Raw genomic sequence first — 22,834 nt, 5'->3', positions numbered from 1 at the left:
ATCGATGGATTGTACTTTGGTATAGGGCGTTGCCTGCTCATGTACGATGGCGTCGGCAGGCTTTCTCCGACAACCTCACGTGGCGTTCACGCAAGGAGACATGACATGGCATTCATCACGACGAAGGACGGCACCCAGATCTTCTACAAGGATTGGGGTTCCAAGGATGCGCAGACCATCGTGTTCCATCATGGCTGGCCGCTGAGTGCGGACGACTGGGACGCCCAGATGCTCTTCTTCCTGGGCAAGGGCTACCGGGTGATCGCTCACGATCGCCGCGGGCATGGCCGCTCGACACAGACCGATACCGGCAACGAGATGGACACCTATGCCGCCGACGTCATCGAGCTCGCCGACCATCTCGACCTGAGGAACGCGGTCCATATCGGCCATTCGACCGGCGGCGGCGAGGTCGCGCGGTATGTCGCGCGCGCCAAGTCGGGGCGTGTCGGCAAGGCGGTCCTGGTCAGCGCCGTGCCGCCGATCATGGTGAAGTCCGACAAGAACCCGAAGGGCCTGCCCATCGAGGTCTTCGACGGTCTTCGCACCGCCCTCGCGGCCAATCGCGCGCAATTCTATCTCGATGTCGCCAGCGGCCCGTTCTATGGCTTCAACCGTGAGGGCGCGAAGGTCCTGCCCGGGACGATCCAGAACTGGTGGCGACAGGGAATGATCGGTGGCGCCAAGGCGCATTACGATTGCATCGCGGCCTTCTCGGAGACCGATTTCACGGAGGATCTCAAGGCGATCACCGTGCCGACGCTCGTGATGCACGGCGACGACGACCAGATTGTTCCGATCGCGGACGCGGCCGAGCTTTCTATCAAGCTCCTGAAGCAGGGCACGCTCAAGATCTACAAGGGCTATCCGCACGGCATGCTGACCACGCATGCCGACGTGCTCAATCCCGACCTGCTCGCCTTCATCAAGGCCTGAGTGGTCGATCGACATCGATGCAGGACCTCCTGCATCGATGTCACGACCGGATCCGCGCCGATCGTCAGACCATCATCACCTTGCCAGTGGGCAGGTCATAGTAGGCGCCGACGACCTTGAGCTTTCCTGCGGCGACCATGTCGCCCAGGATCGGCTTCTCGGTCTGCAGGCGGCGGACGTTGGCCTGCACGTTGGCGATCATCGCGCGCTGCTGGAGATCGGGACCCGCGGTCTTGAGCACCGGCTCGATGCCGGGCTTCATGGCGCGCACGAGGTCGCCGATATGTCCGGGCAGGTTGTTGCCCTTCTGCAGCGCGTCGACGGTGGCGTTCACCGCGCCGCAGCTCGTGTGGCCCAGCACCATGATCACCTTCGTGCCGAGCACGGCAGCGCCATATTCGAGGCTGCCCAGCCCGTCCGGCGTGACGAAGTTGCCGGCCACCCGGACGACGAAGAGTTCGCCCGGCGCCTGGTCGAACGCCAGTTCCGGCGCCACGCGCGAGTCTGCGCAACCAAGGATCGCGGCGAACGGTGCCTGGCCCTGTGTGCGGGCGACACGGCCGGCAGAGAAATCACGCTCCGACATTTTACCGGACGCGTAGCGTGCGTTGCCTTCCATCAGGCGGGCCAGCGCGGCATCCGGCGTCTCGACCGAGCGGGTCGGCTGCGCCAGAGCGGATTTCGACGCCACGGCGCCGAGCGCGGCCGTGACGGCGAGACTACCGATGCCCGAGAACAGACCGCGACGCGACGGACAGAAATTGCACATGATTCCCTCCCTTGATTGGAGTCTCAGCATACTTTGTGAAGTAGAGAGAGCAAACCAACTCGGTGCATAGCTGAAGTTGACGGCGTTCGTGCGGCCGGTGCGCTTGAGCGATGCGCGGACGATGTCATGCTGCCCTTCCATGGAGGTCCACATGTCCGCCAACGTTCTCGACCGCTTTTGTCTGACGGACCGCACCGCTCTGGTGACCGGCGCACGCCGCGAAATCGGCAGGGCCATCGCGCTCGCGTTGAGCGGTGCTGGGGCTCGGCTCGCGATCCATCATGCAGGCACCGATGAAGAGGAAGCCGATGCCGCCTCCGTCGTACGCGAGATCGAGCAGGCCGGCGGAACGGCACGGGTCTTTGGACAGGACTTCGCACTTGCGGAAGCGGGGCGCCGGCTGGCGGCGGCCGTCTCGGCCTGGTCGCCGGTCGACATCCTGGTGCTGAACGCCTCGATCGAGATTCCGGAATCCTACGATTCGATTTCGCGCGAGAGGTTCGACCGCCAGATCGACGTCAACCTGCGCAGCCCGCTGGAGCTGCTGCAGGATCTCGTGCCGCCGATGGGCCGTCGTGGCTGGGGGCGTGTCGTCACCATCGGCAGCGTGCAGCAGGTGAGGCCGCACCCGCAGATGATGGTCTATGCCGGGACCAAGGCCGCTCAATTGAACTGGGTCTGGAATCTTGCCCGGCAGTTCGGCGGGCAGGGCGTCACGGTGAACAACGTGGCGCCCGGTGCGATCCTGACGGCGCGCAATCGCGAGCAGATGGCGGTGGAGGGCGAGGCGCTGGTGCAGCGGATCCCGGCCGGCCGTCTCGGCCAACCCGATGATCTCGCGGGCGCCGCCCTGCTCCTCTGTTCGGACGCCGGCGCCTACATCAACGGCGTCAATCTTTACGTCGATGGGGGCCGCGCGATCGCCTAGGATCGTCCCTGTACGTCACCAGGGTTCACATGGCCGCCGCTCCCCAGACTCCGCTTTCCGCCGCCGAAACCGACGTTCTCGAGACAGTCGCCGGAACGATGATTCCCGAAGATGCCGCCCTCGGCATGCCGGCCGCGGACGACCCCGCCATCCTCGACGACATCGTTCGATCGATTGGACGGGACCTTCCATTGGTCCGCGAAGCCTTGAGTGCAATCGTGGCCAAGGCCGGCAATGGCTTCGCCGACAGGGACCGCGACGCGCGGGAAGCCGTGATCAACGACTGGTATGCGGGCGGCGGCGCGCCGGCGGCTGCGCTCGGGCGGGTCATCCTCAGCGCCTATTATCGCGACGATCGCGTCCTCGTGGCGCTCGGGCACGAAGCGCGGTCGCCCTTTCCGAAAGGGTACGTGCTGGAGCAGGGCGACTGGTCGCTGCTCGACGCGGTCCGCGACCGGCCGCCCTTCTGGCGCGACGATCGCATCGTTGGCACTGGAGAGCGCTGACATGGCCGCCAACGAGAAGGTCGATGTCCTGATCATCGGGTCCGGTGCATCGGGCGCGGCGGTGGCGTGGAGTCTCGCCGAAACGAAGATGCGCATCCTGTGCCTGGAGCAGGGCGACTGGATGAAGCCGACCGACTTCCCCAGCAACGGGCGCGACTGGGAGGCGCGGCGCTACACCGATTTCGAGATCAGTCCCAATCGTCGTGGGCGCGAGACCGACTATCCGGTCAACGACGACAATTCGCTGATGAAGATCGCCAACTTCAACGGCGTCGGCGGCGGTACCCTGATCTATACGGCCCACTGGCCGCGCATGCATCCCTCGGACTTCAAGGTGAAGTCGCTGGATGGCGTGGCCGACGACTGGCCCGTCGACTATTGGGCGCTCGAGAAGTTCTACGAAGAGAACGACCGCATGATGGGCGTCTCGGGGCTGGCCGGCGATCCCGGCGTGCCGCCGCGCCATCCGCCCATGCCCCCAATCGGGCTCGGCAAGACCGGTACACGCTATGCCCAGGCGATGAACCGGCTGGGCTGGCACTGGTGGCCGTCGGACACCACCATCGCCACGACCGACTATGAAGGCCGGGCCAAGTGCATCAATCTCGGCCACTGCACGCCGGGTTGCGCGCAGGGCGCCAAGGCCAGCACCGACATCACCTATTGGCCGCTGGCGCTGCGCGCCGGCGTCGAGCTGCGCACGCGCTGCCGGGTCCGCGAGATCACCACCGACGAACGCGGCATGGCGGCCGGCGCCATCTACTACGATGTCGACGGTGTCGAGCATTTCCAGGCGGCCGAGGTCGTCATCCTGGCCTGCAACGGCGTCGGCACGCCGCGCCTGCTGCTGAACTCGGCGTCCGCGAAGTTTCCCAAGGGGCTCGCCAATTCCTCGGGCATGGTCGGCCGGAACCTGATGCTGCATCCCTGGCCGATCGTGTCCGGCTATGTCGAAGAACCGATGGATGGCGGACGCGGTCCCATCAACTGCATCTGGAGCAAGCAGTTCTACGAGACCGATCCGTCGCGCGACTTCGTGCGCGGCTACACGCTGCAGTTCGGCCGTGGCACCGGGCCGGCCACCCAGGCCGTGATGGGCGCCGCGTCGGGGCTGCTGCCGTGGGGCCGCGATCATCATCGCCGCTACGCGAAGATGCTCGATCACCGGCTGAGCATCGGCGTCGCCTGCGAGGATCTGCCCGAGGAGCACAACACCGTCACCCTCGATCCGGTGCTGAAGGACAGCAACGGCATCCCGGCGCCCAAGATCGACTATACGATCAGCGAGAACACCCGCCGCATGATGGAGCACGGCATTGCCCGCGCCGAGGAGATCCTGACGGAGGCCGGCGCCACCGATCTCTTCGCCTCGCGCACGGCGCTCAATTATCCAGGCCATCTGCTCGGCACGGCGCGCATGGGCACCGACCCGAAACGATCGGTCGTCAACGAATGGGGCCGCAGCCACGACGTGAAAAACCTGTTCATCGTCGACGGCAGCATCTGGGTGACTTCGGGCGGCGTGAATCCGACGTCGACCATCCAGGCACTCGCGCTCTACGTCGCCGACCAGATGAAGCAGCGGCTGGCGACCCTGTTCGACTGACTTCAGGCCAGGGCGGCGACGGGCAGACTCGCCGGGCCGGGGCGACGGTCCGCGATCAGGCGACGGGCCTCTGTCTCACACCCGCAAGCCAGATATGCCCGTAGCAACGTCGCTTCCACCAGGTCGCCCTGCGCGCGGCTGCCGCCGATCCGTTCGCGCTCGGGCAGTATCGGCTCGATCAGGCGGATCGTCGTTGCATAATCGCCGCGTTGGTAGGCCGCGAAGGCGCGGGCCACGGCGGGGATGACGGACCCGGAAGGGTAGCGGCCGGCATTGGCCAGCTGTTCGATCGCGTGGGCCCAGTCCTCGAGTGCCGCATCGTCGGCGGTGGCGGCATAGGTGAGGCCGACATGCCAGTCGGCGAGCGACATGCCCGGGCGCGGCAGCTTCTCGCGCGCATAGGCCTTGAGCTTCGCCCAGCGGGCAGGATCGCGCGGATGGCCGGCCAGTTCGGAGCGCCAGAGGAAGGACGCGGAATCGGAGAGCTTCTGGTGAACGGCGCCGCGGTGATCGTCGGCGCAGAAGGCGTCGGCGTAGAGGCGAAGACCGGCTTCCAGGTTGCCGGCGTGAAGTTCGAACAGGCCGAGATGCCAGCTGAGATGGCCGAACAGCCCGCCGCCGCGATCGTAGATCGGCAGCCAGTCGCGCAGGAAGGCGATGCCGGCATCGCGCTCGCCCGTCTCGTAGCAGAGATGGGCGAAGGCATGAGCGCCATAGGCGTTGCGCCGGTACCGCGCGAGGGAGCGCTCGATCATCGGGCGTGCCTCCTCGTGCCGGCCGATCTCCGACAGCGCCATGCCGCGATGGGCCTCGAACCACCAATCCTCGCCGTAATGCGGGTCGAGCCCGTCGAGGAAATCGGCAAGGTCCTGCTCGCGCCCCGAGAGGCCCGACATGCCGATCAATCCGCCCTGGTTGGCCGCGAGGCTCAGCACCAGCGCGTCGCGCGGCCAGGTCTGCACATGGGCCCGCAGCGCAGCCAGAGCGGCAACCGGCTGGCCGGCGAACAGCGACCGAAACACCTCGATCTGGCTTTGCTCGCGCGCCGAGACTCCCGTGGCGAGCGCCGAGGCCGTGGCGAGGTCGGCGCGCATCTCCTCCATCCGGCCGGCGAGCTGGGACGCCCGGGCCCGGCCGATCCAGGCCAGTGCAAAGGCCGGATCGGCGGCGATGGCGCGGTCGAACGCGGCGGCCGCGCCGGGATACACCGTCAGCAGAAGGTCGCCGCCCTCGACATAGGCGTCGCGCGCGATGACGCTCGCGGTCGAGAGGGGAAGGCCGTAGCGGTCCGTCAGCATATCGTCACCACAATCCGTCATTGTCCGCCATCACCGTGCGTCGACCGGGACGCGCTTTCAAGCTTCCGGCAGGGTGGAAGACGTCGCATTGTGAGATCGGTATCGGGTGATCGCCCTGTTGCGGAAGGACGCATGCAATGGACTTCGTGCCCAATCTGGTCGGTCTCGCCACGATGCACCTTCTGATGGCCATGCTGCCGGGGCCGAACACGGTCGTGGTCGGATGGTACTCGGCAACACGCTCCCGCAGCGATGGTCTCAAGGCGGTTGCGGGCGTCGTCGTCGCCTCCTTGCTCTGGGTCGTGCTCGCCATCGGCGGCGTGGGAGCGCTCCTCCTCGAGGCGGGATGGCTCTATCGGGCGCTGCGATTCGTGGGCGCGGCCTACCTTATCTACGTGGGCGTCCGGCTGCTGCGGGCCGGGTTCGGGCCGAAGGGGAACGCACAGGGAGCGCCACCGCAGCTGGCGGGGCGCAACCCCTTCACGGCCGGGCTCCTGACGACGCTCAGCAACCCGAAGTCCGCGGTTTTCTGGACCAGCGCCTTCCTCGTGGCGCTGCCGCCGCATGCGCCGGGCTGGGTCTATCCCATGATCGTGGCCATCGTCGCCGTCCAGTCCGCGATCTGGTACGGCACGCTGGCGCTGTTCTTCTCGACCGGCGTGGCCCAGAAGCTGTACCAGCGCATTGCACGCGCGCTCGACCTTCTCGCCGGCGGCGTGATGGTCGCCCTGGGCCTGAAGCTCGCGGACGAGCTGCGGCGCGAGATTTTCGTCAAGGTGGCGGCCTGAGTTCGGGCCTGCCCGGCCGGCTCGCCAATTGACGATGCGACGTCATCTCCGTGTCCTCGTCGTCCTCGGCCTGACCCAGATTGCCGGATGGGGGATGATCGGCATCCTGCCGGTGATTGCGCCCAGGGTGGCGGCAGAGTTCGGCATCTCCCTGTCGTCCGTATTCCTCGGCACCTCGGCGATGTTCGTCGCCATGGGACTCGCTGCCCCCTGGGCGGGGCGCGCCTTTCGCCGCTTCGGATCGCGACAGGCGATGACCGTGGGCGGCGCCGGGATCGGTCTCGGCCTGTGCCTGCTGGCGCTGTCTGCGAACCTCGCTGTCTTCCTGATGGGCTGGGGCATGATCGGACTGGCCGGCGCCCTGTTCCTGACGACCGCAGCCTATGCCTATGTCGCATCCTATGCCGACGATGATGCGCGCAGCCTGATCGGCACGCTGATGCTGGTGACCGGCCTCGCCGGCAGCGTCTTCTGGCCCGTGACCGCATTCATCGAGAATCTGGTTGGCTGGCGCGGTGTCGGCGTCACCTATGCCGCGATCATGGCGCTGCTCGTCTGCCCGCTGGTCTGGTTCGGCCTGCCCGCGATTGAAGACAAGATGGCCACGCCGTCGAGTAAGGGACAACTGCGCACGGGACCGGTCTTCGTCCTGATGGTGGCCGCCATCGCCCTGAACGGCTTTGTCACCTTCGGCATCGACGCGGTGGGAATTCAGCTCCTCAAGGCGATGGGCATGGACCTCGCCGGCGCCGTCGCGATCGCTTCGCTGCTGGGTGTCTTCAAGGTCGGCGGGAGGGTGATCGATCTGCTGGGCGGACGGCGATGGGACGGCCTGTCCACCGGAGTCGTTGCAGGGGCGATGATCCCGATCGGCCTCGCGGTCATCTGGATGGGGGGCGCGGGCATTGTGCCCGTCGCGGGCTACCTCGCACTTTACGGGCTGGGCAGCGGCGCCTTCGCCGTGGCGCGGGCCACCATGCCGCTCGTCTTCTTCCAGAAGGCCGATTACGCGGCGGCGATGTCGACCATCGCCCTGCCCCTGAACCTGATCAACGCCCTGGCCCCACCTGTTCTCGCCGGGCTCATGTCAGGCATCGGCGCGCAAGCGACCTTTGCGGCGCTTGGCGCGCTCAGCATCACGGCCTTCGCGATCCTGCTGCTGTTGAACCGTATGAGAGGCAACGCTCGCAACATCTGACGGTGCGCCTTTTCCTCACGCCGCCCGCGCCACATCCGCTGCAGCCAGCAGCATCGAAGCGCATTTCTCGCCGATCATGATGGTGGGCGCGTTGGTGTTGCCGCTGGTGAGTGTCGGCATGATCGAGGCGTCGGCGATCCGGAGGCCGGCGATGCCGTGGACGCGAAGTTCGGAATCGACCACGGCGCGCGGGTCGTTGCCCATCTTGCAGGTGCCGACCGGGTGATAGGTCGTCTCGGCATTGTTGCGCACCCATTCGAGCAACTCGGCGTCGCTCTGGAGGTGGGCGCCGGGGGCGATCTCCTGGCCGGTGACTTCCTTGAGCGGCGAGGTGGCCATCAGCTCGCGGCCCTTGCGCAGCACGTTCACGATGCCGGTGCGATCGTGCTCGGTGGACAGGAAGTTGAAGCGGATCGCCGGCGGTTCGGCGGGATCGGCCGACTTGATGTGGACCGAGCCGGTGCTCTCCGAGCGCAGCACGTTCACATTCATGGTGATGCCCTTCTGGGCCGAGACGCGGCGCTCCTTGCCGACCATCTCGTAGAGGAAGGGTGCGATCGAGATGGTGGCGTCGGGCGAATCGAGCCCGACGCGCGTGCGGAAGTAGAGTCGGATCGGTACGGACGTGGAGGCGAGGAAGCCCTCGCGGAGCACCGCGTATTTCAGCGCCTCGCGGGCCAGCCGCCAGCCGCGCGCATTGTCGTTGAAGGTGAGGTTCTTGCCGGTGATCTCGAATTTCATGCGCGGCGAGTAGTGGTCGCGCAGGTTCTCGCCGACCCCTTGCAGCTCGTGCACCGGCGTGATGCCGAGCGCGCGCAGCCGCTCGCCCTGACCGATGCCCGAGAGTTCGAGCAGTTTCGGCGAATTGATCGAGCCGCCGGAGACGATGACCTCGCGAGTCGCCCGTGCCTCGCGCTTCTCGCCGTTGATCGAATAGCGCACGCCGACGCAGCGTTTGCCGTCCAGGATGAGGGACTCGGCGACGGCGCCCTGGTCGATCTGCAGGTTGGCGCGATGGCGTGCCGGATCGAGATAGCAGAAGGCGGTGCTCTGGCGGCGGCCCTTGGTGATCGTCACCTGGGACATGCCGATGCCTTCCTGCGAGGCGCCGTTCTGGTCGGGATTGTAGGGCAGGCCCATCTTCTCGGCCGCTGCGATCATCTTCTCGAGCAGCGGCACCTTGTTACGCGGCGTGTGGGTGACGGGGAGGATGCCGTCGCGGCCGCGGAACTCGTCGGAGCCGCCCTCGAACCGTTCCATGCGCTTGAAGATCGGCAGCACGTCCTGGAAGCTCCAGCCGCGATTGCCGAGCTGGGCCCAGTGATCGTAGTCCTGCGCCTGGCCGCGGATGTAGACCATCCCGTTGATCGAGCTGGAGCCGCCCAGCATGCGGCCGCGCGGCACGGCGATCCGCCGCCCGCCCGAACCTTCGTCGGGCTCCGACGAGTAGCACCAGTTGACCGCCGGATCGTCGATCATCTTGGCGACACCGACCGGCACCTTCGACCAGAAGAAGTTCGAGCCCTGCGTCCCCGCTTCGAGCAGCAGCACGCGATATTTGCCGCTCTCGGTCAGCCGGCTCGCGACCACCGCGCCCGCGGACCCTGCACCGACGACGATGTAGTCATAGGTCGAGTCTCTCTGCATTTCGTTTTCTCCCTTGGGCGTCAGGGGAGCAGGCCGTACGCGTCCTGACAAGACTTGCCGGGGCGTGAAGCGGTCTCGGGTTTCGCCAATGGGAACGGGATACCCGGGTCCCGCCTTGCGGAGTCGGGTTCGGCATCATTGTTGCTGGCTTCGGGAGGCCGGTCCTACAGTTCGAGGCGTTTCCCATGTCCATTCGCACGGTCCATCCGATGCATACCCGCAAGAATTTTCTCAGGCTCGGGCTCGCCGCCGTGGCGACCGCCGGTCTTCCCCGGTTCGCGAGCGCCCAGGATGTCTATCCCGACAAGCCGGTGCGGGTCGTCGTCTCCTATGGCGCGGGCGGCGCGATCGACGTCGTGGCGCGCATCATCTCCGAGCACATGACCGGGACGCTCGGCAAGACGGTGCTGGTCGAGAACAAGCCGGGCGCCGGATCGACCATCGCGGCGGACCTGATCGCCCGTGCCGCACCGGACGGCTACAATCTCCTGGTCACGGGCATGGCACATTCGGTCATCCCCGAACTCTTCCCGCAGGTCACCTTCGATCCGGCGACGGCGTTCCAGCCGATCAGCCATCTCGGCCTGATGCCGTTCGTGCTGGCGGTGCATCCGTCCGTGCCGGCCACCGACTACAAGAGCTTCATCGCCTATCTCCGGGCTCATCCCGGTACCGTGAACTGCGGCTCCGCCGGCCCGGGCAGCTCGGCCGATCTCGGCCAGATGCTGCTGGCCAAGATGGAGAACATCGAATTCACACGCGTGCCCTATCGCTCGACGCCGGCAGCGATGAACGATCTCGTCGCGGGCCGGGTCGGCTTCATGATGGACTCCCAGAACGTGCTGGTGCCGCATGTGAAGAGCGGCGCGGTGCGTGCCTTCGCCGTCTCGTCGCTCGAACGTTCGCGCCTGGTGCCCGAGGTGCCGACGCTCGACGAGCTCGGCCTCAAGGGTTTCGAGGCCGGCAGCTGGCAGGCGATGCTGGCGCCCGCGAAGACGCCGCGGCCCGTCGTCGACCGAATCGTCAAGGCGGTCGAGGCCGCACTGAACGATCCCGCCATCCGCGCCCGCTATATCGAGCTGGGATACAATCTCCCGCAAAAGACCGGCCCCGAGGCGCTGTCGGTCTTCCTCGCCGCCGAGGCGGCCAAGTGGGGGCCGCTGGCCAAGGCGACCGGCACCGGCGGCTGATCTCATTGGAACAGCGAAGGGAGCAACAAGTGACCAAGCTCAGCCAGGCCGAGGTCGACGCCTTTCATCGCGACGGGTTCTTCGCGCCCGTCGATGTCTTTTCCCCGGAGGAGGCGAGGGCCTGGCGCGCTGACCTCGAAGCCTTCGAGCGCACTCTGCCGCCCGGACCCGTCTCGGCGGGCGACCGGCGCAAGCTCCATGTCCGGCTGCCCTGGGCGCGTGACCTCGTCCAGGATCCGCGCCTGCTCGACGTGATGGAGCAACTGCTCGGCCCCGACATTCTGGCCTTCACAAGCACCTTCTTCATCAAGGAACCGAACACCGATGCCATCACCGCCTGGCATCAGGACGCGACCTTCTTCGGCCTGTCTCCCTACGAGCATGTCACCGCCTGGGTGGCGCTCTCCGAGGCCTCGATCGAGGCGGGCTGCATGGAGTTCGCGCCGGGCAGCCATCGGCTGGGTCAGCTCGCGCACGGGCAGACGGCGACGCCGGGCACCATCAATGCCGGTGCCCGCTCGATCAGCGAACCGCTCGACACCTCACGCGCCGTCTTCGCGCCGGTCAAGACCGGTCAGGTGTCGCTGCATCACACGCTGATCGCGCACAATTCGCGGCCGAACCGCAGCGACGACCGGCGTATCGGCTTCGGCATCAGCTACATCCCCGCCCATGTGCGCCATGGTGGCAGCAAGCGCATGACGGCCACGCTGGTGCGCGGCGTTGATCGCTACGGGCATTTCGATCTCGAGGACGATCCACGGACGCTCGATGCCGACGCCCAGGCCGAGGCCCACAAGCGCGCCTATGGACGCTATCGCGAGGGCCATGCCGAACAGCAGGCGCGCTACGGCGTCATCGCCTGACCCCGGAGAGACAATGAAACCGCTGCAGGGAAAAGTGGCCATCGTGACGGGCGCCTCGTCGCCCGTGGGCATCGGCGCCGCCGTGGCGCGCCGGCTGGCGGCATCGGGCGCGAGGCTGCTGCTGGTGGCGGACGATTCGCCGGAGGCGGTGGCAAAGGAATGCGCCGGATTGCTGGGTGATGCCGAAGGCGTGGTGCCCCTCACCGTCGACCTGGGCGATGCCGGCGCGGTGCTGGCCATGGTCGTCGAAGCCGAGAAGCGCTTCGGCCGGATCGACCTGCTGGTCAACAATGCCGCCATCCGCCTGAACCGCAACTTCGGCGACTTCACCGCGGCGGAGTTCGACAAAGCCGTCGCTGTCAATCTGCGCGCGCCGTTCCTGGCCAGCCAGGCGGTGCTGCCGTCGATGCGGCGCCAGGGCGGGGGACGCATCGTGCATGTCGCGAGCCAGCTCGGCTCGGTCGCCTATCAGACGCGCACGATCTACGGCATGACCAAGGCGGCGCTGATCCATCTCGCCAAGTCGATGGCGCTGGAACTGGCGCGTGAGAATATCCAGGTCAACACCGTGTCGCCGGGACCGGTCGCCACCCAGCCGCTGCTCGATCGCGCCCGCGACCAGCCGGAGGAATCCGCCCGGCGCATGGACTACGTGCCGATGGGCCGCTTCGGCCGCCCGGAAGAGATCGGCGAAGTCGTGCACTGGCTGCTCACCACCGATGCCTCGTTCCTGACTGGCCAGGACCTGATCGTCGACGGCGGCTACACGATTCACTGATTCGGTCGCGCGGCAAAGACCGCTCGCTCGCACTGGCGCTGCGAGGCTACCATGCGCGCCAACGTTGTGGAGCGTCTCTTCATGTCCCCTTACGTCCCGGCGCCCCGGAGGACGAGGATCGTCGTGCCCGTGCTGACGGCCATCGTCGCCGTCGCGATCTTCGTCGTCGACACGCTGACGCCGCTCGATATCGCCGTGGCGGTGCTCTATGTCGCCGTGGTCCTGCTGGCGGTCGACTTCGCGGGATATGCCGGCATCCTGGCGATCGCTGCGGGCTGCGCCGTGCTGACGGTCGCGAGTTTCGTTCTCACCCACGATCTCACGCTGGGAACGGGGGCGATGCTGCGCTGCTTCGTCAGCCTCGCCGCCATTGCGATCACCGCGCTGCTGGCAGCGCGCAACCAACTGGCGGTGGCGGCGCTACGCGAGCAGGCCGATCTCCTCGACCTCACGCACGACACGGTGTTCGTGCGCGACCGTGACGACGTGATCAAATACTGGAATCGCGCGGCAGAGGACCTCTATGGCTGGCGCAGCGACGAGGCGATCGGCCAGCCGGCGGCGACACTGCTGAGGAAGATATTTCCGGTGCCCTATCCGGTGATCCTCGAAGAGCTGGAGCGCGAGGGCCGCTGGGAGGGCGAGATCGTCCATACGTGCCGCGACGGCCGGCCGGTCGCGGTGAGTTCGCGCTGGGCGCTGCAGCGCGATTCGCAGGGGCGGACGGCTTCCGTTCTCGAAACCAACACCGACGTCACCGCCCAGCGCGCCGCCGAGGACAAGCTCGACCGCACGCGCAGCGAGCTCGCGCATCTGTCGCGCATCGCCACGATGGGGGAGCTCACCGCCTCGATCGCCCACGAGGTCAACCAGCCGCTCGCCGCCATCGTCGCCAACGGCGAGGCTGGCCTGCGCTGGCTGGGGCGCAGTACGCCGGATCTGGGCGAGACGAAGAAATCCATCGAGGCGATGCTGCGCAACGCCCAGCGCGCCAGCGACGTCGTGCGCCGCCTGCGCGCTCTGTCGGCCAAGGCAGCGCCCGTCCACGCACTTCTCGATCTCGCAGCGGTCGCCGAGGAGACCGTGCAGCTCGTCGAGCGGGAGCTGCGCGTCCAGGGCGTCCGGCTGTCGGCCGACCTTCCCGCGGGCTTGCCGCCGGTGGAAGGCGATCGCGTCCAGCTCCAGCAGGTGCTGCTCAATCTCCTGCTGAATGCCATCCAGGCTCTGGGCGCCGTGCCCGCCGAACGGCGTACGATTTCTGTTAGAGTGCAGCGGGGTAAGCGCGAGAGCCTGGGAGATGCCATCGTGGTGACAGTCGAGGATACCGGCGCGGGGATTGCCGAAGCCGACCTTGTCCGCCTGTTCGACGCCTTCTTCACGACCCGCAGCGACGGCATGGGCATGGGCCTGTCGATCTCGCGCTCGATCGTCGAAGCCCATGGCGGTCGGATCGAAGCCGCCAACCGGCCGGAAGGCGGGGCCACGTTCCGGCTCTGCCTGCCGGTGGCCGGGAGCGCGGCATGAACCGCCGGCAGCCCGCGCCCGGCCCGGCGGAGGCGACGCCCGTGGTCTTCGTCGTCGACGATGACGAGGAGCTGCGGCTGGCGCTCGACAATCTCTTCCGGTCTGTCGGCTTGCAGGCACGGCTCTTCGGTTCGGCCGCGGAGTTCCTGAAGGCGGGCGCGGGCGATGCGCCCGGCTGCCTCGTCCTCGACATCCGGCTGCCGGGCGTCAGCGGCCTCGAATTCCAGGGGCAGCTCGCCCGCATGGGGATCGAGCTGCCCATCGTCTTCATGACCGGCCACGGCGACGTGCCGATGTCCGTGCGCGCCATGAAGGCCGGCGCGGTCGATTTCCTCACCAAGCCGTTCCGCGACCAGGACATGCTCGATGCCGTCGCCTCGGCGATCGAGGCGGACCGGCAGCGCCGCGCCGCCTCAGAAGCTGGACGGGACGTCCGCGCGCGCTTCGAGAGCCTGTCGCCGCGCGAGCGCGAGGTGATGACCCTGGTGACGCGCGGCCTCATGAACAAGCAGGCCGCCGGCGAGCTGGGCTTGAGCGAGATCACCGTGAAGCTCTATCGTGCCCAGGCGATGCGCAAGATGGGCGCCGGCACGCTCGCCGATCTGGTACGAATGGCCGAGCAGCTGGCCCTGCATGCCGCTCGTGGCTAGCACGCTTTCTGCGATTTCATAAACGTACGTATGGCTACCGGCGTCGCATGGCCTGCCGCAGATTGGCGCCGCCATGTCACCCACTCCTCACTCCTCAAACCGCGGTTCGCCACCCTGCATCGCCATCGTCGATGACGATGAGCAGGTGCGCGAGGCGTTGGGCAACCTGCTGCGATCGGTGGGCTACGAGGTGCGGGCCTTCTGCTCGGCCGAAGATTTCCTCGAGCGGCCGGAGGGCGAGGCCTTTTCCTGCCTCGTGAGCGACATCCAGATGCCTGGCATGGGCGGGCTCGAGCTGCAGAAGTGCATCGCACGGTCCGGCACTCCGCTGCCGGTCATTTTGATGACCGCCTTTCCGCGCGATCACGTGAGACGCCAGGCCGAGGAGCAGGGGGCGGCCGGCTTCCTCCCCAAGCCGTTCGACGGCAGCCGCATGATCGAGTGCGTCGCGCGCGCCCTGCGGCCGCCTGAGTAAGGCCCCGTCGCCTCGCCCGTTGCCAGGCATCGGTCGCGACGACGGGTGTCCCGACTATCCGTGGGCCCGGGCGCTTTCGAACAAGAACCACGTCCGGCGCTCGGTCTCATCGATCCAGACCTCGACCAGGCTCGCCGTCGCGACGTCGTTATGCTCGTCGCACAGCGCATGGACCTCGCGCAGGATCGAGGTGAGCTGGCGATTGTCGTCGCGCAGCTCGGCCAGCATCGTGCCCGGCGGGACGAAATCGGCATCGTTGTCGAGCAGGCGCTGCTGGCGGGCGATCTGGCCGATCGAGCGCAGCGTCGTGCCGCCGATCTTGCGGGCGCGTTCGGCGATCGGGTCGGTCATGGCGAAGATCTGGTCGGCCTGTTCGTCGAGCATCAGGTGATGGTCGCGGAAGTGCGGCCCCGACATGTGCCAGTGGAAATTCTTGGTTTTCAGGTAGAGCGCGAAGCAGTCGGCCAGCAACGCCGTGAGAGATGACGCCAGGTCCTTGACGGCGCTCTCGGAGAAGGTGCTGGGCGTCTGCAGGGCGGCGGTCCTGCGATCCTGGACGGTGCTCATGGGCTTTACTCCTTCGTGAATGGGAACGGGTGGACTTGATGCACCTGGTGGATCTCTCCCGGCGTGGCGAAGGCCACGACGACGGTGAGCGTCATCGCGATGCAGACGATGACGAAAGCGAGGAAGAGGTCGACTTTCAGCAGCTTGCGCATGATTGCCTCAGTGGGCCGCCGGCGCGTGGCCGCCGAGCTTGACCTTGCGCAGGGTGAGCGCGAGGGCCGCGGCGGACAGGGAGATCGCCATGAGCGTCCAGAACACGTCGATGAAGGCCAGGAACGAGGCCTGCGTCGCGACCTGCTGGCCGATCCAGGCGATGGCCTGCTTCTGGGCCAGCAGTGCCGAGCTGCCATGGCTCGCGAAGTAATCGATCGCCTGGCGCAGCGTCTCCTGGTAGGCGGCGCCCGACGGCACGGCGTGCTCGACCAGCCGGCTCTGGTGGAACTGCTCGCGATGGGCCAGCACGTTGGACGACAAGGCGATGCCGAGCGAGCCGCCGATGTTGCGCGCGACGTTGACCAGTGCGGACGCCTGGTCGACCTTGTCCGCCGCAATGCCTTCATAGGAGGCCGCCGTGATCGACAGGAAGATCAGCGGCAGGCCCACACCCAGCATCATGCGCGAGTGGGCGAGGTACCAGAAGCCGACATCGCCATAGATCGAGGTCAGATTGTACATCGAGAGCGCGATGATCGAGCCGCCGGCGACGATCAGGTACTTGGGCTGGATCTTCGTCAGCAGGCGGCCGGTGATGAACATCATTGCCATGGTCACCAGGCCTCCCGGCGAGAGGACGAGGCCGGCCCAGGTGGCGGTGTAGCCGAGATCCTGCTGCACGAGCTGCGGCAGGAACTGCGTGGTCGCGAGCAGGATCGCGCCGGTCGCCAGCATCACGAGGAAGCAGGCGCCGAACTGCCGAGTCGCCACCATGCGGATGTCGATCGCCGGATTGCGGCGCGTCATCTCCCACGGGATCATGAGGAGGAAGGCGAGCGCGCAGACGGCAGCCACGGCAACGATGAAACCCGAGCCGAACCAGTCGTCCTCGAGGCCGCGGTCGCATACGATCTCGAGCGCACCCAGGAATGTCGCGACGAGCGCGAAGCCCACGAGGTCGAAGCCGCCGTCGGTCCGCCGCAGCCGCTGCCGTTCCTTGACCTGGGCCTGCGTCTCGCGCAGCAACAGCGCGATCGAAACGATCGTGAACAGGCCGACCGGACCGTTGATGAGGAAGCACCAGTGCCAGGAGGCGTTGTCGGAGAGCCATCCGCCGAGCGTCGGCCCAACCACGGGTGCCACCACCACGGCGACGCCGAACAGGGCGAAGGCCTGTCCACGTTTCGCGGGCGGGAATGTATCGACCAGGATCGACTGGGAAACCGGCACCATACCGCCGCCCGCGATGCCCTGCAGGACGCGAAACAGCAGCAGCGCCTGCAGGTTCCAGGCGAAGGCACAGAGCACGGAGCTGACGGTGAACAGGGTGAGGCAGGCAATGAAGAAGCGCCGCCGGCCGATCCGGCGGACCAGGAAACTGCTGGCCGTCAGGCTGATCGCGTTGGAGACGAGATAGGTGGTCACCACCCAGGACGCCTCGTCTTCGCTGACGCCGAGGCCGCCCGCGATATAGGGCAGGGCCACGTTGGCGATCGTTGTGTCGAGCACTTCCATGAAGGTGGCGATCGCCACCACCACGGCGATGAGCCAGGGATTCGGTGCCCGGGCCGCCGTCGCGGCGCTCACAGCCAGCTCCGCAGCCGCTCGTAGAGGGATGGCGCAGAGTCGGTCCGCACCGTGGGAACCACGGACATGCCCGGTCCCAGCGCCACGTCGGTCGGTGCATGGTCGATGACGACCTTCACCGGCACACGCTGCACGATCTTGACGTAGTTGCCGGTGGCATTCTCGGCCGGCAGCAGCGAGAAGGCGGTGCCGGACCCTGGCTGCACGCTGGCCACATGACCGTGGATCTCACGTCCGGGATAGGCATCGATGCTGAAGCTCACCGGCTGGCCTGGACGCATCGCGTCGAGCTGCGTCTCCTTGAAGTTGGCGACGACCCAGATATCGTCGGGGACGAACATCGACAGCGCCGTGCCGGCCTGCGCGAACTGGCCGACCGCGGCGCCGAGTTGGACGATGCGTCCCGGCTGGGCCGCCTTCACCGTCGTGTAGGAGAGGTTGAGTTGCGCCTGGTCGCGTCGCGCCTGCTCCTGCTGCAGGCTGGCGACCGCCGAGTTGCGTTGCGCCTTGAGCGATTCCAGTTGGCGATTGGCGACGATGACGTTGGCGCGTGCGTTCGCGAGCGCGGCCTGCTGCTGGTAGAGTTCCGATATCGCAAGTTCGCCGGTCTGGCGGCTCGACCAGCCCTCCTTGGCCAACTCGCCATAGCGCTCCGACTGCTGCTGCGCGTAAACGAGGCGGGCCTCGCTGAGCTTCACCTGCGTCTCGCTGGCCGTGATCTGCGCCTGCTGGACCTGCATCTGCGCGTCGATATTGGCAATGCCGGCCTGTGCTGCGGTGACGGCCGCCTCCGCCTGGGCCAGTGCCACACGGTAGTCGCGCTCGTCGATATGGGCGATCACGTCGCCGGAGGCGACATGCTGGTTGTCGGTGACCGGGACCGATGTCAGGTAGCCCGGCACCTTCGGCGCGACCGCGAACTGTCGCGCGGCGATGAAGGCGTCGTCGGTCGTGGCGAAGTGGGCGTTGTAGTCGACATAGAGGCCGCCTGCCGAGACCGCGATGATCAGGGCCAGCAGGCCGGCGCCGCCCAGCAGCGCGTGGCGCTTCGTGAAGCCACCGTGCGGGACCTTCTTGGACGGTGCCTCGTCGGTTTTCGCCGGCTCATCCAGGAGGAGTCTTTCCGGGGCTGCCGCCGGATCCGCGGTGACGGGTGCGGCGGGCGGGGAGCTGGGCTCCGTCGGGCGGCGGAGCGGGATCAGCGTAGCGGGGCGGCGGAGCGACATGACGGGGTCTCCTATCGCGGGCCACGCACTGTCGCGGGGCTGAACGAGAGGATAGGCATCGCGCAGAAACCGCCAATTCAGATGGACGTCTGATGAGGGTAAACTTTGGTATAGGCAGTCAAACGCCGGTTTTTCGCCGAGGATGGGCCATCGCATCCGATCGGAGCAGGACCATGGCCGAGACCAGGCGCATTCGCCCCTACAGGCAGCCCGCCGGTGGATGGGGCGCCCTGAAGGCGCTGGGCGAGCATCTCGTCGAGCAGGGCATCGCGATCAAGGGGGCGAAGACGCTCCTGCGCATGAACCAGCCCACGGGCTTCGACTGTCCGGGCTGCGCCTGGCCCGATCCCAAGCATACGTCCTCGTTCGAGTTCTGCGAGAATGGCGGCAAGGCGGTGGCGTGGGAATCGACCGCCGAGCGCTGCACGCCGGAGTTCTTCGCCGAGCACACCGTCTCGGAACTCGAAGGCTGGAGCGACTACGACCTCGAGATGGCGGGGCGGCTCACGCACCCGATGGCCTACGACGCGGCGAGCGACCGCTACCTGCCGGTGAGTTGGGACGAGGCCTTCGCGACCATCGGCCGGCACCTGGCGGCGCTGCCCGATCCGAACATGGCCGAGTTCTACACGTCGGGCCGCACCTCCAACGAGGCGGCGTTCCTCTACCAGCTCTTCGTGCGCGAGTTCGGCACCAACAATTTTCCCGACTGCTCGAACATGTGCCACGAGGCCACCAGCGTCGGCCTGCCGCTCTCGATCGGTGTGGGCAAGGGGACGGTCCTGCTGGAGGACTTCGACAAGACCGACTGTATTTTCATCTTCGGCCAGAATCCCGGCACCAACAGCCCGCGCATGATGACCAGCCTGCGCAACGCCTCGCGGCGCGGCGCCACCATCATGTCCTTCAACCCGTTCCGCGAGCGCGCGCTCGAACGCTTCCAGGCGCCTCAGGACCCGGTCGAGATGGTGATGCTGAGCGCCACGCCGATCAGTTCGCGCCTCTATCAGGTACGTGTCGGTGGCGACGTCGCGGTGATCAAGGGCCTGATGAAGGTCCTGGTCGAAGCCGACGAAAGCGCGCGCGGCGCAGGAGGTGCCGCCGTGCTCGACTGGGATTTCATTCGCGAGCACACGCTGGGCATCGACGCGCTGATCGCCGACCTGAAGGCCGCCGACTGGGCATCGCTCGAACGTCAATCCGGGCTCGTCCGGTCCGAGATCGAGGAGGCCGCGCGGGCCTACATGAAGGCCGGGCGCGCCATCGTCGTCTACGGCATGGGCATCACCCAGCATCGCCACGGCGCGCAGGCGGTGCAGCAGCTCGCCAACCTCTGCCTGCTGCGTGGCAACATCGGCCGCGAGGGCGCGGGCATCTGCCCGGTGCGCGGTCATTCGAACGTGCAGGGCGACCGCACGGTCGGCATCACCGAGATTCCGGCCGCCGACTTCCTCGTGCGACTGGGCAAGCGGTTCGGTTTCACGCCGCCCTCGGCGCCCGGCCACAACGTCGTCACCGCGCTCCAGGCGATGGCGCGCGGCGACGTGCGTGTGTTCTTCGGCATGGGCGGCAACATCGTGGCGGCGATGCCCGACTGGCAGGTGACGCGCGACGCCTTCCGCCGGCTCGACCTCAGCGTCCATGTCTCGACCAAGCTCAACCGCAGCCATCTGGTGCGCGGCCGGGAAGCCCTGATCCTGCCCTGCCTCGGACGCACCGAGCTCGACGTCCAGGCGACCGGTCCGCAATCGATCACCGTCGAGGATTCGATGTCGATGGTTCACGCGTCGCTCGGCCTGAACAAGCCTGCCTCGGAGCATCTGAAGAGCGAACCCGCCATCGTGGCCGGCATCGCCCGGGCGACGCTCGGGACGCGCTCGGTCGTGCCGTGGGAGGAACTGGTCGCCGATTACGATCGCATCCGCGACGCCATCGAGGACGTGTTCCCGATCTTCGAGGCTTACAATGAGCGCATCCGCGTGCCCGGTGGTTTCCATCTCGTCTCGACGGCACGCGAGCGCGTCTGGAAGACCGGCTCGGGCAAGGCGAATTTCCTGATCTACGACGGCATCCGCGAGGATCCGGTGCAGAAGGACAATGACGTGCTCTGGCTGACCAGCGTGCGCAGCCACGACCAGTACAACACCACGCTCTACTCGATGTCCGACCGCTACCGCGGCGTCCATGGCCAGCGCGACGTCGTCTTCCTCGGTGCGACCGAGATCGAAAGGCTGGGGTTCGAAGCCGGCGATCGCGTCGACATCGTCGCGGTGAACGGCGACGGCATCGAGCGCCGCGTGCGCGGCTATCAGCTCGTGGCCTATTCGTTCCCTGAGGGAAGCTGCGCCGCCTACTATCCGGAGACCAATCCACTGGTGGCGCTGGATGCCCACGATCCGATGAGCTTCACCCCCTCCTACAAGGGAATCCCCGTGCGGCTGGTTCGTGCCGTGACGGGCGCCGCCTGACGGGAGTGCAAGCCATGGCCCCGCTCGAGATCGTCCTGATCCTGCTTTCCGTCGTGGTGGTGAGCGGCGCTTGCGCCCGCATGCTGCCGCTGCCGGTGCCCGTGCCGCTCGTCCAGATCGCGCTCGGCGTCTTCGTCGCCGCGGTCGCCAATCTCGGCGTCAGGCTCGATCCGCAGGTCTTCTTCGTGCTCTTCCTGCCACCTTTGCTGTTCTTCGATGGCTGGCGGCTGCCCAAAGCCGGTTTGGTGCGCGACAAGGGGATGATCCTGGCCCTCGCGCTCGGTCTCGTCGTCTTCACGGTGCTTGGCCTGGGCCTGCTGATCCATTGGATGATCCCGGCCATGCCAATGGCCGTGGCCTTTGCGCTTGCGGCGGTGATCTCGCCGACCGATCCGGTCGCGGTAAAGGCCATCTCCGCGCGGGTGCCCGTGCCGAAGCGCCTCATGCGACTCCTCGAAGGCGAGGCGTTGCTCAACGACGCGTCAGGCCTCGTCTGCCTGCGGTTTGCGGTGGTCGCTGCGCTGACCGGCACCTTCTCGCTGGTCGATGCCGTGGGCAGTTTCGTGTGGGTCTCCGTCGTTGGGGTGGCGGCCGGCTTCGCCGTGACCACCGTGGCGGCCCATCTGAAGAACTGGGTGTCGCGCCGCTATGGCGAGGATGTCGGCGCGCAGATCCTGATCAGCCTGCTGATTCCCTTTGGCGCCTACTTTCTTGCCGACATGGTCGGGGCTTCGGGCATCCTGGCCGCGGTCGCAGCCGGCATTACCATGGGCTATGTCGAACAGGGCGGCGGAGCGCTCGCCGAGACGCGGGTGCGGCGCAGCGCCGTGTGGGAGACGATCCAGTTCGGCGCCAGCGGCGTCATCTTCATCCTGCTGGGCGAGCAGCTCCCGCGGATCGTCAGTGGCGCTGCCGAGGTGGTACGCGAGACGGGCCATGCCGAGATCTCCTGGCTGCTCTTCTACGTTGCGGCGATCACGTTCGGCGTGGCCGCGCTGCGTTTCGCCTGGGTGTGGGTGCTGGTGCGCGTGGCGCTGGGCCGGGCAGCCAGCTGGCGGCTGGTCGCGGCCCTCACCATCGCAGGCGTGCGTGGCACCGTCACCCTGGCGGGTGTGCTGTCCCTGCCATTCATGCTGGCCGATGGCAGCCCGTTCCCGGCGCGCGACCTCGCGGTGTTCCTGGCGGCGGGTGTGATCATCACATCCCTGATCGCGGCGACCATCCTTTTGCCCGGCCTGCTGCGACACCTCGACTTTGCCGCCGAGCCGGGCGAGGAGGCGGCGGAGGATGGCGCGCGGGTCGCGGCCGGAGAGGCGGCGCTGGCGGCCATCGCCCGCGCCCAGGGTGGGCTCGCAAATCGCCCCGGCGACGCGGATCTGGGGGCGGAAGCGGCGACGCGGGCCATGGCGCCCTATCGCCAGCGCATCGACGCGCTCTCGCGATCGGGCGCGGAGGGCGACGCGGCGCGTCGCATCGACGCTCTCGAGCGGGAGCTGGAACTGGTCGGCATGCGGGCGGAACGCGAGCGTCTGCTCCAGCTCACGCGTAGCGGCCACCTGTCGGACGAGGCGGCGCGCAAGCTCGTGCGCGAGGTCGATCTCGTCGAAGCGCGCATCGCGGGCGCCTGACGTTCACGTGCTCTTGAGAGGGCGGCGCGCGTTGCGCCGGCCATAC

At 67.4% G+C, this 22,834-nt stretch carries 21 protein-coding genes; 14 read left to right on the top strand and 7 right to left on the bottom strand.

Annotated features, from left to right (window positions below; translation table 11 throughout):
- Window positions 1–105 precede the first annotated feature (105 nt).
- On the top strand, window positions 106–936 hold the full coding sequence (locus tag ACT6UX_RS14935) for an alpha/beta fold hydrolase (RefSeq protein ID WP_444775947.1): 831 nt from the start codon (window positions 106–108) through the stop codon (window positions 934–936).
- Between the two features lie 64 nt (window positions 937–1,000).
- Here the strand turns inward: ACT6UX_RS14935 and ACT6UX_RS14930 are convergent, their stop codons facing one another.
- Complete coding sequence (locus tag ACT6UX_RS14930; protein ID WP_444775946.1) at window positions 1,001–1,705, bottom strand: carbonic anhydrase; 705 nt, start codon at window positions 1,703–1,705, stop codon at window positions 1,001–1,003.
- A 151-nt stretch (window positions 1,706–1,856) separates the two neighbouring features.
- Here ACT6UX_RS14930 and ACT6UX_RS14925 point away from each other — a divergent pair, with 151 nt between their 5' ends.
- Genes ACT6UX_RS14925 through ACT6UX_RS14915 form a run of 3 tightly spaced genes read left to right on the top strand, consistent with a single transcriptional unit; the run spans window position 1,857 to window position 4,745 of the window.
- Complete coding sequence (locus tag ACT6UX_RS14925) at window positions 1,857–2,633, top strand: SDR family NAD(P)-dependent oxidoreductase (RefSeq protein WP_444775945.1); 777 nt, start codon at window positions 1,857–1,859, stop codon at window positions 2,631–2,633.
- Between the two features lie 29 nt (window positions 2,634–2,662).
- Entirely contained in the window at window positions 2,663–3,139 is a 477-nt protein-coding gene (locus ACT6UX_RS14920) for a hypothetical protein (protein ID WP_444775944.1), read from the top strand.
- Window position 3,140: 1 nt separating this feature from the next.
- Complete coding sequence (locus ACT6UX_RS14915) at window positions 3,141–4,745, top strand: GMC family oxidoreductase (RefSeq protein WP_444775943.1); 1,605 nt, start codon at window positions 3,141–3,143, stop codon at window positions 4,743–4,745.
- Between the two features lie 2 nt (window positions 4,746–4,747).
- On the opposite strand, the gene ACT6UX_RS14910 is transcribed toward ACT6UX_RS14915, so the two are convergent.
- On the bottom strand, window positions 4,748–6,043 hold the full coding sequence (locus tag ACT6UX_RS14910) for a tetratricopeptide repeat protein (protein ID WP_444775942.1): 1,296 nt from the start codon (window positions 6,041–6,043) through the stop codon (window positions 4,748–4,750).
- Window positions 6,044–6,180: 137 nt separating this feature from the next.
- Between ACT6UX_RS14910 and ACT6UX_RS14905 the strand changes: the two genes are divergently transcribed.
- Both ACT6UX_RS14905 and ACT6UX_RS14900 read left to right on the top strand, forming a co-directional pair.
- Window positions 6,181–6,831 carry a LysE family translocator gene (locus tag ACT6UX_RS14905; RefSeq protein ID WP_444775941.1) on the top strand — a complete coding sequence of 217 codons (651 nt, stop codon included), beginning with the start codon at window positions 6,181–6,183 and terminating at the stop codon, window positions 6,829–6,831.
- A 34-nt stretch (window positions 6,832–6,865) separates the two neighbouring features.
- Entirely contained in the window at window positions 6,866–8,029 is a 1,164-nt protein-coding gene (locus ACT6UX_RS14900) for an MFS transporter (protein WP_444775940.1), read from the top strand.
- Window positions 8,030–8,044: 15 nt separating this feature from the next.
- On the opposite strand, the gene ACT6UX_RS14895 is transcribed toward ACT6UX_RS14900, so the two are convergent.
- On the bottom strand, window positions 8,045–9,676 hold the full coding sequence (locus tag ACT6UX_RS14895) for a GMC family oxidoreductase (protein ID WP_444775939.1): 1,632 nt from the start codon (window positions 9,674–9,676) through the stop codon (window positions 8,045–8,047).
- A gap of 185 nt (window positions 9,677–9,861) precedes the next feature.
- On the opposite strand from ACT6UX_RS14895, the gene ACT6UX_RS14890 reads away from it, so the two are divergent.
- From ACT6UX_RS14890 to ACT6UX_RS14865, 6 genes are all read left to right on the top strand, one after another.
- A complete protein-coding gene (locus ACT6UX_RS14890) occupies window positions 9,862–10,866 on the top strand; it encodes a Bug family tripartite tricarboxylate transporter substrate binding protein (RefSeq protein ID WP_444775938.1) in 1,005 nt (334 codons plus the stop codon).
- A 29-nt stretch (window positions 10,867–10,895) separates the two neighbouring features.
- Window positions 10,896–11,732 (top strand): phytanoyl-CoA dioxygenase family protein, encoded by an 837-nt coding sequence (locus ACT6UX_RS14885; protein WP_444775937.1) that lies wholly within the window; start codon window positions 10,896–10,898, stop codon window positions 11,730–11,732.
- A gap of 13 nt (window positions 11,733–11,745) precedes the next feature.
- Window positions 11,746–12,510 (top strand): SDR family NAD(P)-dependent oxidoreductase, encoded by a 765-nt coding sequence (locus tag ACT6UX_RS14880; protein WP_444775936.1) that lies wholly within the window; start codon window positions 11,746–11,748, stop codon window positions 12,508–12,510.
- Between the two features lie 51 nt (window positions 12,511–12,561).
- The gene (locus ACT6UX_RS14875) at window positions 12,562–14,034 is read left to right on the top strand and encodes a two-component system sensor histidine kinase NtrB (RefSeq protein WP_444775935.1); all 1,473 of its coding nucleotides are present in this window, start codon (window positions 12,562–12,564) and stop codon (window positions 14,032–14,034) included.
- On the top strand, window positions 14,031–14,684 hold the full coding sequence (locus ACT6UX_RS14870) for a response regulator transcription factor (protein ID WP_444775934.1): 654 nt from the start codon (window positions 14,031–14,033) through the stop codon (window positions 14,682–14,684). Before ACT6UX_RS14875 ends, ACT6UX_RS14870 begins: the two co-directional genes overlap by 4 nt.
- Before the next feature lie 73 nt (window positions 14,685–14,757).
- A complete protein-coding gene (locus tag ACT6UX_RS14865; RefSeq protein ID WP_444775933.1) occupies window positions 14,758–15,159 on the top strand; it encodes a response regulator transcription factor in 402 nt (133 codons plus the stop codon).
- A 54-nt stretch (window positions 15,160–15,213) separates the two neighbouring features.
- Here ACT6UX_RS14865 and ACT6UX_RS14860 read toward each other — a convergent pair whose 3' ends face one another.
- From ACT6UX_RS14860 to ACT6UX_RS14845, 4 genes are read right to left on the bottom strand one after another with little or no spacing between them, the layout of a single operon-like run.
- Entirely contained in the window at window positions 15,214–15,726 is a 513-nt protein-coding gene (locus ACT6UX_RS14860) for a Dps family protein (RefSeq protein ID WP_444775932.1), read from the bottom strand.
- A 5-nt stretch (window positions 15,727–15,731) separates the two neighbouring features.
- Complete coding sequence (locus ACT6UX_RS14855; RefSeq protein WP_444775931.1) at window positions 15,732–15,878, bottom strand: hypothetical protein; 147 nt, start codon at window positions 15,876–15,878, stop codon at window positions 15,732–15,734.
- A gap of 7 nt (window positions 15,879–15,885) precedes the next feature.
- The gene (locus ACT6UX_RS14850; RefSeq protein ID WP_444775930.1) at window positions 15,886–17,466 is read right to left on the bottom strand and encodes a DHA2 family efflux MFS transporter permease subunit; all 1,581 of its coding nucleotides are present in this window, start codon (window positions 17,464–17,466) and stop codon (window positions 15,886–15,888) included.
- Window positions 17,463–18,692, bottom strand: coding sequence for an HlyD family secretion protein (locus tag ACT6UX_RS14845; protein WP_444775929.1), 1,230 nt, complete (start codon window positions 18,690–18,692; stop codon window positions 17,463–17,465). Before ACT6UX_RS14845 ends, ACT6UX_RS14850 begins: the two co-directional genes overlap by 4 nt.
- Before the next feature lie 173 nt (window positions 18,693–18,865).
- Here ACT6UX_RS14845 and ACT6UX_RS14840 point away from each other — a divergent pair, with 173 nt between their 5' ends.
- Both ACT6UX_RS14840 and ACT6UX_RS14835 read left to right on the top strand, forming a co-directional pair.
- Window positions 18,866–21,160: an FdhF/YdeP family oxidoreductase gene (locus ACT6UX_RS14840; protein ID WP_444775928.1), complete on the top strand. Its 2,295-nt coding sequence runs from the start codon at window positions 18,866–18,868 to the stop codon at window positions 21,158–21,160.
- Between the two features lie 14 nt (window positions 21,161–21,174).
- Window positions 21,175–22,788, top strand: a complete 1,614-nt coding sequence (locus ACT6UX_RS14835) for a Na+/H+ antiporter (RefSeq protein WP_444775927.1) — start codon at window positions 21,175–21,177, stop codon at window positions 22,786–22,788.
- The last annotated feature ends 46 nt before the right edge of the window (window positions 22,789–22,834 follow it).

Source organism: Reyranella sp., from assembly GCF_052439685.1.
GTDB lineage: Bacteria > Pseudomonadota > Alphaproteobacteria > Reyranellales > Reyranellaceae > Reyranella.
Note: the sequence above shows the minus strand (reverse complement) of the source record. Positions and strands in the feature narration are given on the sequence as shown.

What these genes read in the sequence shown, in the direction of transcription:
- ACT6UX_RS14895 (WP_444775939.1), bottom strand. Translation starts at nt 9,676, where the DNA reads ATGCAGAGAGACTCGACCTATGACTACATCGTCGTCGGTGCAGGGTCC.
- ACT6UX_RS14915 (WP_444775943.1), top strand. Translation starts at nt 3,141, where the DNA reads ATGGCCGCCAACGAGAAGGTCGATGTCCTGATCATCGGGTCCGGTGCA.
- ACT6UX_RS14865 (WP_444775933.1), top strand. Translation starts at nt 14,758, where the DNA reads ATGTCACCCACTCCTCACTCCTCAAACCGCGGTTCGCCACCCTGCATC.
- ACT6UX_RS14860 (WP_444775932.1), bottom strand. Translation starts at nt 15,726, where the DNA reads ATGAGCACCGTCCAGGATCGCAGGACCGCCGCCCTGCAGACGCCCAGC.
- ACT6UX_RS14925 (WP_444775945.1), top strand. Translation starts at nt 1,857, where the DNA reads ATGTCCGCCAACGTTCTCGACCGCTTTTGTCTGACGGACCGCACCGCT.
- ACT6UX_RS14835 (WP_444775927.1), top strand. Translation starts at nt 21,175, where the DNA reads ATGGCCCCGCTCGAGATCGTCCTGATCCTGCTTTCCGTCGTGGTGGTG.
- ACT6UX_RS14840 (WP_444775928.1), top strand. Translation starts at nt 18,866, where the DNA reads ATGGCCGAGACCAGGCGCATTCGCCCCTACAGGCAGCCCGCCGGTGGA.
- ACT6UX_RS14910 (WP_444775942.1), bottom strand. Translation starts at nt 6,043, where the DNA reads ATGCTGACGGACCGCTACGGCCTTCCCCTCTCGACCGCGAGCGTCATC.
- ACT6UX_RS14870 (WP_444775934.1), top strand. Translation starts at nt 14,031, where the DNA reads ATGAACCGCCGGCAGCCCGCGCCCGGCCCGGCGGAGGCGACGCCCGTG.
- ACT6UX_RS14900 (WP_444775940.1), top strand. Translation starts at nt 6,866, where the DNA reads ATGCGACGTCATCTCCGTGTCCTCGTCGTCCTCGGCCTGACCCAGATT.
- ACT6UX_RS14920 (WP_444775944.1), top strand. Translation starts at nt 2,663, where the DNA reads ATGGCCGCCGCTCCCCAGACTCCGCTTTCCGCCGCCGAAACCGACGTT.
- ACT6UX_RS14880 (WP_444775936.1), top strand. Translation starts at nt 11,746, where the DNA reads ATGAAACCGCTGCAGGGAAAAGTGGCCATCGTGACGGGCGCCTCGTCG.
- ACT6UX_RS14855 (WP_444775931.1), bottom strand. Translation starts at nt 15,878, where the DNA reads ATGCGCAAGCTGCTGAAAGTCGACCTCTTCCTCGCTTTCGTCATCGTC.
- ACT6UX_RS14905 (WP_444775941.1), top strand. Translation starts at nt 6,181, where the DNA reads ATGGACTTCGTGCCCAATCTGGTCGGTCTCGCCACGATGCACCTTCTG.
- ACT6UX_RS14845 (WP_444775929.1), bottom strand. Translation starts at nt 18,692, where the DNA reads ATGTCGCTCCGCCGCCCCGCTACGCTGATCCCGCTCCGCCGCCCGACG.
- ACT6UX_RS14875 (WP_444775935.1), top strand. Translation starts at nt 12,562, where the DNA reads ATGCGCGCCAACGTTGTGGAGCGTCTCTTCATGTCCCCTTACGTCCCG.
- ACT6UX_RS14890 (WP_444775938.1), top strand. Translation starts at nt 9,862, where the DNA reads ATGTCCATTCGCACGGTCCATCCGATGCATACCCGCAAGAATTTTCTC.
- ACT6UX_RS14930 (WP_444775946.1), bottom strand. Translation starts at nt 1,705, where the DNA reads ATGTGCAATTTCTGTCCGTCGCGTCGCGGTCTGTTCTCGGGCATCGGT.
- ACT6UX_RS14935 (WP_444775947.1), top strand. Translation starts at nt 106, where the DNA reads ATGGCATTCATCACGACGAAGGACGGCACCCAGATCTTCTACAAGGAT.